Raw genomic sequence first — 12,390 nt, 5'->3', positions numbered from 1 at the left:
TTCGGACGGAGCGACGTGCGCCAGGCTGGGCCGATGGCGGAGCGCGTGCGGGCCCGCGAGATCGATGAAGCCGAGGGCAGACGGCTGCTGCGGACCAACTGCAGGGGCACCGGGTCGGTGGTGACCTGGTGGCGGGCCCAGATAGTGCTGCTGTCCGCCAAGGGCATGCCCGTGGCGAAGATCGCCGAGGCCACGTTCGCCAGCGCGGACCGGATCCGGGACGTGATCTGATGCCTGTGTCGTATCCGAAGAGAGCAGGCCGCCCAGCGCGGACGCGGCAGCCACCGCGTAGACCTGCGGGGGATGACGGCCGATGCCGGCATGGGTGACCTCCGGCGCGGCGGTCGCCTCAGGCATCTCCCATGACCAGACCCTCGATGGTGTGCTTCTGTGTCATGGGTGTCAGCTCGTCCGCGACGGGGCAGTCGAGGTGTCGGCGTACCCGCTCGGGCAGAGCGTCCCAGTAGGCGCGGGTGACTGCGGTGTCGTGCCGGTCCCCGTTGGTCGCCTCCGGTCCATCGATTCCCAGAACCAGGACGGGGCGGGGCTTGGCGGAGTGATTGGTGGTCCCGCGGTGGATCGTCAGCGCGGTCCGGGCGGAGATGTCGCCGCGCTGAGGGAACTTGCGGACCGCTCGCCCCTGGTAGCGGCCGTAGTGCGACCTGGGTGGGAACATGCCGTGCTCGAACTCGGGGCTGTCGTCCCACTGGGTTCCCGGAGCGATCTCGAAGGGTCCCATGTCCTGTGCTGTGTCGACGGTGGTCACGTTGAACGCGAGGGAGGTGAGACGCCGTTCGCGACGCGTTTCGTCGGGGATGGGGAAGTCGCGGTGCCACGGCTGGTTGACGGCGCCCTCCAGCGGGACGTCGAATCCGAGCTCCACGATGCGGTAGTGCGGGCCCAGCGTCGCGGTGCACAGTGACCGTACCCAGGGGTGCTCCACCAGCTCTACGAAGCCCCTGATCTGCTCGGGGTGAATCTCGACGTAGAACCGGTTGGGGCCGCGGCCGACGGCGCCGCCAGGGCGGCTCAGGGCGTCCTTGAACGCTGTGTCCACGTCTGCACCGAGCTGATCCGCCCACGTCGTGGTGAAGGCGCCCTTACGTGCGGTGATCCCATCCCTGTAGAGGGCTTCCACGTCTGGTGAGACGTCGATGTCCAGTTCGCTGACGGCGATTCCCGGGAAGTTGTGCGCGCTCATGGTGCGCCTCCTTGTGCTGCGATGACTGCGCTCATGTTGCAACGTGGAATGCGACGTTGCAATAGCTGGCTCGGACTTCTGGTGCCAGTGATCGTCACGTGCGAAGATGCCAACCGTGAGTAGTCGTCTGAAAGATGTCGCCGCCCTCGCCGGGGTCTCGACGCGCACCGTTTCGAACGTGGTCAGCGGTTCAGGGGCCGTGGCCGACGAGACGCGGGCCCGGGTTCAGGCCGCCCTGGACGAACTGGGCTACCGTCCGAATGTCGCTGCCCGCAACCTGCGTGCCGGCCGTACCGGGCTGATCGGTCTGGTCATCCCCGAACTCCACTCGCCCTACTTCGGCGAGCTCGCCGGCCTGATCGTCGAAGTTGCTCAGCAAAGGTCGTGGACCGTTGTCATCGATCAGACCTTCGGTGACAGCGAGGCGGAAAGGCGCTTGCTGGAAGGGGCCGGCGGTCGTCTGGTCGACGGCCTCATCGTCAGCCCCTGGTCACTCGGCCCGGAGGAACTGACCGGCCGCTCCCGGGAAGTGCCGGTCGTGCTGCTCGGCGAGCAGGCGGCTCACGGAGTGGCCGATCGTGTCGCCGTCGACAGCGTTCTCGCCGCCGATGAGGCCACGACGCACCTGCTCCGGAGCGGGCGCAAGCGCATTGCCGCAATCGGCGTGCAGCCCCATCTGCGTAACGAGACCGCCAGGCAGCGGCTGGCGGGCTACCGACAGGCGCTGCGTCGCGCCGGGCTGAAGCCTGACCCCACCCTGGAACGGTCGGTGACCACACTGCACCGCAAGGACGGAGCGCAGGCGATGACGGCGCTCCTGGAGGCGGACAAGCAGCCTGACGCCGTCTTCGCGTTCAGTGACGAACTCGCTCTGGGCGCGCTTCATGCCGCCGTCTCGCGAGGCGTACGTGTTCCGCAGGACATCGCCATGGTGGGATTCGACGGGATCGAGGACGGGCGGTACGCGAACCCACCCCTGACCACGGTGGTTCCGGACAAGCGCCAGATCGCCGAGCGCGCCCTGCAATGCCTCGCCGACCGGATATACAGCCCCGCCTCGACGGTGCCACCCCTCGACATCGTGATCCCCCACCTCCTGGACAGACGCGCCAGCAGCGGTCCGACGGATTGAGCGGGGCTGGCCGGTGCGGCGGCAGGCCTGGGCGTATGGCCAAAGCAGTTGTGCATGCGAGCTACGCTCGGCTGCGTGCCATCGATGGTGTGGGATCGCGGTATCTGTGCGTGGTTCATAGAGGGAGGGCGTCTCCGGGGAAGCCGTGGCACGGGTGAACCTCGCAACGCATCATCCCCGCTCGCACGCAAGGGTCCTCAGCCATGATCTCTGCGGCCTCCTCAGCCGGCACGGTCATAATCGCGACACCGGCCATGGTGTCGGAGGCGACCGGGCACAGGATGGCGATCACTCCCTCGGCGCGCAGCGACACCATGCGCCGCTGGTGTTCCCATTCAATTGCGTCCGCCCCGTCCGGGGCCCGCTCCGCACTCCACTGAAGGAGCGCCAGGCTGTAGGGCTTCGCGGTTGCGGCCAAAGCCCGGATCTGTTCGTCAGTCACGCTCGTGCCCATGGTGTCCCCTCACTTCTCGATGTAGGGACAGCTGCCGCGAGGATCGCGCTGGTGCGGGGCCGCCAGTTACGCAGGAGAGTCATGGCAGCTACCTGTCCCGGCCGCACGGTCCTCTATTCCGCCTCCGGGTAATGTTCGCCCATACGCGGGAGCGCGGGAAGTTCACCCGGCGGAGGCCAGGCTGTGGCCCTCGGGCGTCACGCGGTGGGGCCCACGATGCACGCCGCCGGTAGATCGCTGCCGCAGACGACGCAGACGAAGTCGTCTGCGCACGATGTTGTGCTCCTGGCAGTCGGGGCACCGCCGGAAAACCACCGCGTGGGTGAAGCCGACATCCCCTCAGCAGCCCTTAAGGCTGCGGGCTCGCGTGGCCGACCAAGACCAGCGACGTGCGCCTCTTCGAGCTCGACTACGGCGCCGTGTCCCAGGCCCGCCTGCGGGGACCGGGCAGGGGAACGCATGGCCGCGTGAGTCCCTCTTTCCGGCAGGCTCGTCGCCCGGCGCGGTCCGGTGCGGCGCTGTGTGCGGCGGGTCTGGCGACCATGCCCGCCGCGTCGGCGTCGGTCGCGACGCGTGGCGCGGCCGTGGTGGCCCAGGCCCTGCAACGCGCGGAGCGTGGAAGCCCGCCGGTCCTTGCGGGCGAGCCGGAGGCAGGGTGTCAATAGGGCTGTCACCCGTTCGGAGGAGCTGGCCCCGGCGGGGCGGTCTCTCGAAATGTGCGCCTGTACGTTCTTCTACGGCTCAGGTATCCGTTCGGCCTTCCGCCTGCGTGGCTGGTTGTCCGAAGTCTGCGGGAACCGCCGCTCGGTCCGTCGCGGCGGTGCGGTAGGAGCGGGATGACCGCAGGGATTTCCTGCGGTGGTCGACTGCACCGGTTCGGTCCGAATGCCGGCCCGCAGGGGCAGCCCTGTGGCAAGGAGCGTGACGCATGCTGCAGAACGACAAGGAACCAGCCACTGCCTACCCGGGTTCCATACCGGCACCCATCGGGGCGGGACTTGCAGCCGCTCGCTCCAGGGCGGTCGCGCACCTGAGTGCGGCCGTCGATGCGAGTGGTGCCGTACGCCGGCCATGTTCCGGCCGCACCCTGGAAACCGCGCTGCTGGCCGTGCTGCTGCGCCGCCGCGGCACCCACCCGCACGAGCTTCGGCGCCTGCTGGAGCATCTGGCCGCACCGCAGGCGCAGCCCACCGGCTTCGACCGGGCACTCGTGCGGTCCGTCCTGCACGGTACGACGCTCACCACCGACGTGGTCGGGGAAGAACTACTGGCCGCCTTCTACCACTTCTCCCGCGCCCGCAAGCGCCTGCTGTTCGACGTCTACCTGGCTGTTGTCGGCGCTGTCCGCTTCGACCCGGCGATGCTGCGCCCGGTCCGTCAGGCCCCGGGCCAGGACAACTCGGTCACCTGGATCGAGATGACGATGCTGAGCGTCCGGGTACTGGTCACACACGGGCTCGACGCCGCCTCACAGATCACGGCACCCGAACGGTAACGCCTGCTGGACCTGCTGGACTCCAGCAGGGCACCGGTGTGGGAGAACCACACCACCGCGCACCTGCTGGCCCTGCTTGCCGCACAGTGCTGCGCCCCGGACGACCCGCTCATCGAGCGCGGCGTGTCCTCGCCTCCATGGACCGTGACGGCGGGGTGCCGAGCATCGCGAACCTGGACGTGTTCACTACCGCGGTCGCCGGCCTGGCCCTGGCCCGCGCGAAGGCACAACCCGCGCTGCTGGACCGGCTGTGCGGCTACCTGATCACGCAGCAGACGCCCGACGGCGGGTGGACGTTCGGCGAGAGCATGGGGCACAGCGATGTGGACACCACCTCATACGTGGTCGCGTGCCTGGCCACCGTGGCCCCTGCCCGCCACCAGCCCGCGTTGGCGGATGCTGCGGAGTATCTCCGCGGCATCGTGGGTGAGGACGGCGGGTTCCCGACCTACACGCGCGGCGACCCCTCGGAGGCCGGCATGACCGGGGGCGCCCTCAGCGCGCTGACCGGGGCGGGCGGTCAGGACACCGGCCTGCTGCGGGGTGCGGGGCGATGGCTGCTCGATGCCCAGCACCCGGACGGGACATTCGAGCGGAGCTGGAGCCTGAGCGAAGCCAACACCATCTGGCGGGCCATGGAAGCCCTGGACTCGCTCCCCGACACCACCCGTACCCCGCTGGCCGAGCGCATCGACCGGGCCAGCGACGCCGCGGCACGCTTCCTCACCGAGGCGCAGAACAGCGACGGCGGCTGGGGATACCGGCCCGGCGACCCCAGCGACACGACCAGCACGTGCTACTCCCTGCTCGCCCTGTCCGCCACCGGACGTCACGTTACCGAGAACCCCGTCGTACGCGACGGGGTAGAACATTTACTGTCTCGCCAGGAGCGTGAGGGCGGATTCACCGCGCTGCTCGACCAGGTCGCACCACGCCCCCTGCTGTTCGACGCCCCCGTCTTCGCCGACATCTGGGCACTGCTGGCCCTCGCCGCCTGCGACGGCGGGACGCGGCACACGCGAACGGGCCTGGAACCGTGACCACCCCCGCACCACACGGTGCACCGGCGCCAGGTGTCCGAGGCAGAGGCGGGGGCCGTCATTGGTCTCCCGGTCGGGTCAGGCGTACTCGGCGTGCCGACGGGGCCTTTGCGGCGGTGGTGGTCTCGCCCGTCGCGGTCGTCTTCGCGACCTGGACGTAGGTCTCGGTGACGGTGATCAGGTTCGCCGGGGTGACGTGGAGGATCGAGCAGAGCGCGGCCAGCACGTCCATCGACAGCCTCTGCGGGACCTGAGTGACGAGGCGGTAGACCTGCTCTCGGGAGAGATGGACCCCGTGCTCGGCCAGGGCTTGATCAGATCGGTGGTCTGGAACATGTCCCGCTCGGCCATCAGCCGACGCAGGTTCCACACATTCCCCATGCGCTTCACCACGACAGCGCCCTCTCCTGCTTCGTGCGGGCCTCCAGCCGTCGCCGCAGCGCGCTTTCGATCAGCCGGTTGCGGTACTCGTCAGACACCCACGTGTACAAGGCTGTCGTCGAGCCGTAGGCGTGTCCGACCTACTGCTGCACGAACCGCTCCGGACAGCCGAACTGAAGAGCAACGGGAGCCTCGCCTGAGGACCGTCGCGCAACGGCACGTCACCGGGTGCGCGTGCAGGTCCGGGACGCTGCTGCGCGGCCCGGTCACAGGCGGACGACGACCAGGGCGGTGTCGTCCGTGTTGCCACCCGGGGGGATCAGTTCCGCCAGCAGGGTGTCCGCGAGGGTGTCCGCATCCGCCTGTCCGTGACGGCCGAGGCAGTCGGCGAGCCGGTTCAGACCGGTGTCGATGTCCTCGCGGCGGCGTTCGATGAGGCCGTCAGTGTAGAGAACGAGGGTTGCGCCCTCGGAAAAGGCCGCTTCGGCCTGGATTCTCGGAACGTGCTCGAAGCGGGCGCCGAGCGGCGGGTCGGTGGCCCGGTCGAGGAACTCGACTGTCCCGTCGGCGTGCAGCAGAGCGGGCGGGGGGTGGCCGGCGCTGCTGTAGGTCACGGTGCGGCTGTCGCCGTCGATGACCGTCTGCAGAGCGGTGGTCGACTCGGCGCCCTCCACCGAGCGGGCGTAGAGGCCGAGGGCGTCGAGGGCCGCCGCGGGGCCGTCGGCCACACGGACGGCTGCGCTGAGCGCACTGCGGAGCTGGCCCATGACGCCCGCCGCGGTCAGGCCGTGGCCGACGACGTCGCCCACGGCGACCGCGAAACACCCGCCGGGCAGTTCGGCCAGGTCGTACCAGTCGCCGCACACGTTCAGCGACCCGACTGAGGGCTGGTAGCGCACGGCACCACGGTGGCGGCCCAGCGGGCCGGGCGCGGGGAGCATCGCGGACTGCAGGCTCAGGGCGACCTCGCGTTCGCGGGCGTGGGCCCGGCGCAGCCGCTCGTTGACCTCCTGGAGCTCCCGGGCGCGGGTGTACAGCTCGGCCTCCAGAGCCCTGGTCCGGTCCTCCCCGCCGAAGCGCCCGCCACGGGCGCGGAGCAGTTCGGTGACCTCCTCCACCCGGTGCAGCACCAGCGCCACTTGCCCGTCCGCGTCGACGACCGGGGCGTTGACCGGGCTCCAGTACCGCTCCTCCCACCGGCCGGGCCGGTCGGGGTCCTCGACGTCGTAGCGCTGTAGCGCCATGGCGTCACGCTCCCCGGTGGCCGCCACCCGCAGCAGCGACGCCTGGAGGTTACGCGTGCCGCTCGCGGCGGGATCGTTGGGGTTGTCCGGGAACACATCGAACATGTAGCGGCCGACGATCTGGCTTCGGGTGCGCCCCGACGCGCGCAGATAAGCCTCGTTGACGTCTGCGTACACCAGGTCGGTGGTGAGCAGGGCCGCTGCCGCCGGCAAGGCCTGAAAAACCGCCTCGTAGTCGATCCCGGAGTGCTTCACGACGCCCTTCGCCTCTTGTACAACAGCGTGTCCCGCGAAACCTGTCGCACTGGACCCGCGGGATCCCGACGTAACAGCGGCCGAACGCCCACAGCGTGACCCAGCCCGACCACCCAGGGCCCCATTGCGCCATAGGCGGCATGTCACCTGCTGGCTCCGGTCACCCCGGCGAGCTCCTGGACCCGCGTACGGCGGACACCGAGCAATTGTGTCGCCGGTCGGTGAATCTGCACAGTGGGCATGGTTTTGACCTGGTGTTATGCAGTTTGGGTGAGCGCGAGCTGACCCGGATCGTGCCTTTCGAGATGGTCGATGAAGTGCTGGCAGCGACCGGGACTGTTCAGCGGCGGGTCCGGCAGGTACCGGCACGAGTCACGGTCTATCTGCTGCTGGCCGGAGCGTTGTTCGCTGAGCTGGGCTATCGGCAGGTTTTCGACCGGTTGTGCGCTGGTCTGGCGGGCCTGGGGTGTGTCAGGCAGCGCGTTACGACAGGCCCGTCAGCGTCTGGGGGCCGCACCGTTGAAGGCACTGTTCGACCTGGTCCGCGGCCCGGTGGCCACGACAGCGGTCGCGACGCGGTGGCGCGGGCTGCTGGTGGTGGCGGTCGACAGGACGCTGCCGGTGCCGGACACCCCGGCGAATCTCGCCGTGTTCTCCAAACAGCGGTGCAACAGCGGGGCTGGCCGGGGGCTATCCGCAGATCCGGCTGACGGCACTGGTGGCCTGCGGGACCCGGGCGCTGATCGGGGCAGCATTCGGCCCGGCCACCACCGGTGAGCTGGAATACGCCGACCGCCTGACCGGCGAGCTGCGCCCGGGATGCTGCTGGGCGACCGGAACTTCGCCGGAGCGTGCTTCACAGACCTGACTGGCGTACCTGCACGCTCAGTAGAACCAGACGAGGACGGGAATGCGGATCTCCTTCGCGTCTCGCATGATCATGTACTCGATGATGACCGGCTCCCCGGGGACTTCCAGCGAGTACCGCACACCGATATCGTCCATCGGGTCGCCGGGCGGGCGCCGCCCGAGATCAAGCGCGCCTGCGACCTCGATCGCCAGTGCTCTCAGGAAATACGCTGTCTTTCCCCGAAGCTCAACTGGCATGTCGAGAACAGTCTGCGCAGGGATCTCCTCGGTCCAGACGCTCCAACTCATGCGATGTTGATGCGGGCGATGAGATCGTCCACGGACAGCAGGGAGTTCCCGCGTTCGGCGTTCGCACGGCTGCGTGCGGCCTCGGGGACACGGTTGATCATGGCTGTCTTCCACCAGCGGCGCATTACGCCGGGGACGGATGCTTCCTCCGCGGCCAGCACTTCCGCTTTGAAACGGGTGCTGTCGGGACCGTCGAGGGCATCTGCGATGGCGTTGATGGTATGCGGAATGCCAGGCATGCGACGGTCTCGCGGGGTCTCGGGCTGGGCGCTCATACTCGTCCTCCAGGTCGGGGGACTTCGAGTGTCCTACACGACCGCGCGCAGTGTCGCCTGCATCGCGCTGTTCGCAGGCTGGACCGGAAACGTGTGACTGCCTCTCCGCACGACACGGACACCTCCCGGCACCGGAGCTCCGGGGCGGCGAAACAAGGAGACCGAACTGCTCGGCAAGCGCAAACACCCATCGCCGGCCGACGGGGCACGCACACCGCCCCACTTCCTGCCCCGGCGAAGCCAGATGCGGTCGATTCCCCTTCACGCCGGGGCCTGCCGTCGGTGGTCGTGCTCGACCAAATCGTGCCAGTTGCAGCTTGGTGATCAGGCCGCCGCGCGAGCGGCCGAGGCCGTGATCGTCCGACTCGACGCTGATCCCGCCGGGCGGCTCAACCTGGAGGTCCCCCTTTTCCGCGCTCCGGCGGCGTGCTGATGGGCGCGGCACACGGTGGAGTCGATGTTGAGGTCCCTGGTGATGAGGCCCTGGGCGTCGGCCTGGGCCTGCAGCTCGCTGAAGATCCGCTGCCAGGCGCCGTCCCGTTGCCAACGCCGGAACAGGTCGTACGACCTGGCCCAGGGCCCGTATCGCTCCGGCACGTCCCGCCACGGAACACCGGTTCGGGTACGGAACCGTCTATGAACAGCCCCAGCTACCGCCCGAACAAGCGGCCCAAGAACCCCACCGACAGGCCCGTCAAGCCACTCACCTGACGACCGGATCGGTGAGAATCCGGCGTCGGCAGGCCACTGATGCCCGCACGGCGCCGGATTGCCGATCTTGTCGAAGACCTCGGCGTCACTTACCGAATTCGCCCACACCGTGATGCCCTGATCATGAACGACGACGTTGAACGGCGACTCTTCGGGCTCCGTCTCGGTCACGACGGTGAACTCCTCACCCGGACGCATCCAGTGGTCAGTTCCCCACGGTTCCACCCAGAGGCAGAGCAGGCTGCCTGTCTCGTTGCTCACGCTCGTCTTCGACATGCAGGCACTCTAACGAGCAGCGTCGTCGGCCCGAGAAACCTGGGCCACGACCGGGAGCCTGGGGAATTACATGAACTTCTGCCTGGGGAATTACGGGCTCTGTCGAGGATCTTGTGATGTCACCCGACCGAGCTGGGCAGTCTCTGGGGTGCGGTTCAGGGGATTTGGGGCGGTTGCTACCGCATTTGACAGGTGTGGTCGTGGAGTCGATCGAGCGGGCAGCCGGGCTGGTCACGTTTCGTACGTCGTGCCTGACTTTCCCGGCGAGATGCCCGGCCTGCATGATGCCGTCGTGGCGAGTGGACGGCCGGTACGTGAGACGACTCGCTGACGCTCCTGTCGGCGGTTCCCCGGTCGCGATCGAGCTGACGGTACGCCGGTTCAGATGCCTCACCACCCGTTGCTCAGCGGTGACGTTCGCCGAGCAGATCCCCGGGCTGACCAGCCCCCGCGCCCGATACACCCCGCTGCTTCGCGCGGTGCTCACCTCGATCGCGCTGACGCTGGCAGGGCGGCCGGGGGCGCGGTTGGCTGCCGCGCTGAGCATCCGGGTCGCGAAGGACACTCTCCTGCAGCCCCTACGCGCCGTTCCCGAACCGCCTCCGGACCTGGTCAGAGTGCTTGGAGTGGACGATTTCGCTCCGTAAAGGCGATTTGCACGGCACCCATCCTGGTCGACCTGGAGCCCCGCAGGCCATGCAGAGGTGTTTCCGCAGGCCAGGCGCCAGAGGTGTTGGGTTCACAAGATCCGTAATGTCATGAACGCGTTGCCGAGGTCCGCGCAGCCCGGCGCGAAGAAGGCTCTCCAGGAGATCTGCAACGCTGAGGACCGCACGCACGCGGACAAGGCGGTCAAGGCGTTCGAGAAGACGTACGGGGCGAAGTGGCCCAAGGCCGTCAAGAAGATCACCGGCGATGTCGACGAGCTGCTGGCGTTCTACGACTTCCCCGCGGAGCATTGGGTCCATCTGCGCACGACAAATCCGATTGAATCGACTTTCAGCACGGTCAAGCTTCGAACCAAGGTCACCCGCGGGGCCGGCAGCCCGGACGCTGCCCTCGCGATGGTCTTCAAGCTCGTCGAGTCCGCCCAGGCCCGATGGCGCGCGGTCAACGCGCCTCACCTGGTCTCCCTGGTCCGTGTCGGAGCCCGCTTCGAGAAGGGAGTCCTCTTCGAGCGTGAGGAAGTCACAGCAGCCTGAGCTACGTCATGATCAGAGAACTTGACACCTGCACGTTCATGGCCGGCCTCATACGGATGGTCGACCGCGCCCGAGCAGTCCGCTCACCTCGCCGGCGAGGGCGACCGAGGCATCGATCTCGACTTTGCGGATCGATACGCTCTCTACGAGGAAGCCGAACGGCATGCCGAGCCTGCGGCAGAAGGCGACCAGGTCACGGGCGTTGGCCAAGCAGTGCTCGTACGACTCGGCCAGGGTGTCGTCGGCGTGGAGCAGCGAGTTCTCAATCCAGCGTGGCACGTCGACTCCGAGCCATTTGAGGAACGTCAGCGTCTTCACAGAGCCGCATACCGAGAGCGTGAACACGACGGGCTTGGGTGCGAGCCGCCGCTCGCGGCAGGCGTAGTAGTAGTCGGAGACCATGCTCTTCACCGCGTCGGCGTTGTAGACGACCTGCGAGATGAAGTACGCGCATCCCGCCTCCTGCTTGGCGAGCAGCCGCAGATGCTCGTCGGGGCGCTCGGTGATGGCGACGCCGCCGAGCAGCAGCTCCGGGCGGACGTCGCGGCGCAGGGCCTGCGCCTCGGACAGGCGGGTCCGCACCGTCTTGTCTTTCGAGGCCGCACCGACGAAGACGCTGAGCACTCGGTCCGTGTCGGCCATCTGCAGCCAAGTCCGCAGCTCCGCCTCGGGGTACTTGCCGACGCACCGGTAGATAACCGCAGGGCGGTTCCACTCGCCGAGGTATTCCGCGTGGTAGGCGGCGGGGTCCATGGTCGGCAGGTATGGAAACGGCCGCTCCGCAGGATTGCGGTCGCTCTCGTCGTCGATGTCGTAGAGCGCCAGACCGTCCAGGTCGAGGAAGTCCAACCGTGCCAACGTGGCCGCGGTGATCTCCCGTATCCGCTCGGGGGCGGTGCTCAGACGCGGCGGCGTGATGCCGAACAGCAGGATGCCGCTTTCGGCGTCGGCGTTGGTCACCAGCGTCCGGAGAGCCGTGCTGTCTCTGTGGTCGATCATGTCGCGGAAGCTACCAGCCCATTCACCAGGCAGCAGGCGAACGCCGCTCTGTGAGACCGGATTCGACCGCTCTTGCCCGAGGGAACCAAAACAAGGCTCCGATGGAACGACCGCGTTGATCAGATCCACAGGATTTGACAATAACTCGGCCGGCATCCGCAGGGCGCTCTCCGGCCAGACGCCCCCTGTCTTACCCGCGGATGCGAAGGAGCCAGGCCCCGACAGCACACCACGCAACCGAAGTGGGTTCTGGCACAGATCTTGGGAAGCCGTCGCGGATGGTGACGGCATCGTTCGACTGCAACGGATGGTCACGACCCCTGGGCCCGTCACGGTGGCACTTTGACCACCACATGCGTGACCTGTGTCCGACCCGGCACATACGCTGTCGCCACCGGCTCGCAGGCGTCCGGACGACCATCACCTGAAACCGCACAAACCAGCCGCTGAGAAACGTGGGGCGGTTCAGTCCGCCGATGGTGGGCACGCGGCCTCGGGCCGTGCGGATACTATGCCCCGTCGCCGTGTGTCTGTTCGGCGGCGTGGTCGCTGCCAGGGGGGCGCGGC

At 68.3% G+C, this 12,390-nt stretch carries 12 protein-coding genes and 3 pseudogenes; 7 read left to right on the top strand and 8 right to left on the bottom strand.

All coding sequences use genetic code 11. The features are described from left to right. Positions 1-33: 33 nt before the first annotated feature. A pseudogene (locus tag ACGFZA_RS13005) lies at positions 34-228 on the top strand (IS630 family transposase); the annotation flags it as partial. Positions 229-349: 121 nt separating this feature from the next. Here the strand turns inward: ACGFZA_RS13005 and ACGFZA_RS13000 are convergent. Continuing rightward, complete coding sequence (locus ACGFZA_RS13000) at positions 350-1,201, bottom strand: phytanoyl-CoA dioxygenase family protein (RefSeq protein ID WP_393678944.1); 852 nt, start codon at positions 1,199-1,201, stop codon at positions 350-352. A gap of 115 nt (positions 1,202-1,316) precedes the next feature. Here ACGFZA_RS13000 and ACGFZA_RS12995 point away from each other — a divergent pair, with 115 nt between their 5' ends. Next, complete coding sequence (locus ACGFZA_RS12995) at positions 1,317-2,333, top strand: LacI family DNA-binding transcriptional regulator (protein ID WP_393678943.1); 1,017 nt, start codon at positions 1,317-1,319, stop codon at positions 2,331-2,333. 115 nt (positions 2,334-2,448) lie between these two features. Here ACGFZA_RS12995 and ACGFZA_RS12990 read toward each other — a convergent pair whose 3' ends face one another. Continuing rightward, entirely contained in the window at positions 2,449-2,787 is a 339-nt protein-coding gene (locus tag ACGFZA_RS12990; RefSeq protein WP_393678942.1) for a hypothetical protein, read from the bottom strand. Between the two features lie 928 nt (positions 2,788-3,715). On the opposite strand from ACGFZA_RS12990, the gene ACGFZA_RS12985 reads away from it, so the two are divergent. Together ACGFZA_RS12985 and ACGFZA_RS12980 are read left to right on the top strand one after the other, a co-directional pair. Further along, a complete protein-coding gene (locus tag ACGFZA_RS12985) occupies positions 3,716-4,282 on the top strand; it encodes a hypothetical protein (protein WP_393678941.1) in 567 nt (188 codons plus the stop codon). Between the two features lie 137 nt (positions 4,283-4,419). Further along, the gene (locus ACGFZA_RS12980) at positions 4,420-5,322 is read left to right on the top strand and encodes a prenyltransferase/squalene oxidase repeat-containing protein (RefSeq protein ID WP_393678940.1); all 903 of its coding nucleotides are present in this window, start codon (positions 4,420-4,422) and stop codon (positions 5,320-5,322) included. A gap of 58 nt (positions 5,323-5,380) precedes the next feature. On the opposite strand, the pseudogene ACGFZA_RS12975 reads toward ACGFZA_RS12980, so the two are convergent. Together ACGFZA_RS12975 and ACGFZA_RS12970 are read right to left on the bottom strand one after the other, a co-directional pair. After that, a pseudogene (locus ACGFZA_RS12975) lies at positions 5,381-5,715 on the bottom strand (helix-turn-helix domain-containing protein). Between the two features lie 254 nt (positions 5,716-5,969). Further along, a complete protein-coding gene (locus tag ACGFZA_RS12970; protein WP_393678939.1) occupies positions 5,970-7,202 on the bottom strand; it encodes a PP2C family protein-serine/threonine phosphatase in 1,233 nt (410 codons plus the stop codon). A 140-nt stretch (positions 7,203-7,342) separates the two neighbouring features. On the opposite strand from ACGFZA_RS12970, the gene ACGFZA_RS12965 reads away from it, so the two are divergent. Then, the gene (locus tag ACGFZA_RS12965) at positions 7,343-7,912 is read left to right on the top strand and encodes a transposase domain-containing protein (RefSeq protein WP_393678938.1); all 570 of its coding nucleotides are present in this window, start codon (positions 7,343-7,345) and stop codon (positions 7,910-7,912) included. Between the two features lie 175 nt (positions 7,913-8,087). Here ACGFZA_RS12965 and ACGFZA_RS12960 read toward each other — a convergent pair whose 3' ends face one another. The 3 genes from ACGFZA_RS12960 to ACGFZA_RS12950 form a co-directional block, all read right to left on the bottom strand. Further along, complete coding sequence (locus ACGFZA_RS12960) at positions 8,088-8,360, bottom strand: hypothetical protein (RefSeq protein ID WP_393678937.1); 273 nt, start codon at positions 8,358-8,360, stop codon at positions 8,088-8,090. Then, positions 8,357-8,635 carry a hypothetical protein gene (locus tag ACGFZA_RS12955; RefSeq protein ID WP_393678936.1) on the bottom strand — a complete coding sequence of 93 codons (279 nt, stop codon included), beginning with the start codon at positions 8,633-8,635 and terminating at the stop codon, positions 8,357-8,359. The genes ACGFZA_RS12960 and ACGFZA_RS12955 overlap by 4 nt, the downstream gene beginning before the upstream one ends. A 324-nt stretch (positions 8,636-8,959) precedes the next feature. After that, positions 8,960-9,622 carry a transposase gene (locus ACGFZA_RS12950; protein ID WP_393678935.1) on the bottom strand — a complete coding sequence of 221 codons (663 nt, stop codon included), beginning with the start codon at positions 9,620-9,622 and terminating at the stop codon, positions 8,960-8,962. A gap of 116 nt (positions 9,623-9,738) precedes the next feature. Between ACGFZA_RS12950 and ACGFZA_RS12945 the strand changes: the two genes are divergently transcribed. Both ACGFZA_RS12945 and ACGFZA_RS12940 read left to right on the top strand, forming a co-directional pair. Further along, a complete protein-coding gene (locus tag ACGFZA_RS12945; RefSeq protein WP_393678934.1) occupies positions 9,739-10,269 on the top strand; it encodes a transposase family protein in 531 nt (176 codons plus the stop codon). Between the two features lie 54 nt (positions 10,270-10,323). Next, positions 10,324-10,824, top strand: a pseudogene (locus tag ACGFZA_RS12940) (transposase); the annotation flags it as partial. A gap of 48 nt (positions 10,825-10,872) precedes the next feature. Here the strand turns inward: ACGFZA_RS12940 and ACGFZA_RS12935 are convergent. Then, the gene (locus tag ACGFZA_RS12935; RefSeq protein WP_393678933.1) at positions 10,873-11,823 is read right to left on the bottom strand and encodes a methylenetetrahydrofolate reductase; all 951 of its coding nucleotides are present in this window, start codon (positions 11,821-11,823) and stop codon (positions 10,873-10,875) included. Between the last annotated feature and the right edge of the window lie 567 nt (positions 11,824-12,390).

The organism is Streptomyces sp. NPDC048211, assembly GCF_043202315.1.
Taxonomy (GTDB): domain Bacteria; phylum Actinomycetota; class Actinomycetes; order Streptomycetales; family Streptomycetaceae; genus Streptomyces.
This window is presented reverse-complemented; position numbering and strand designations above follow the sequence as displayed.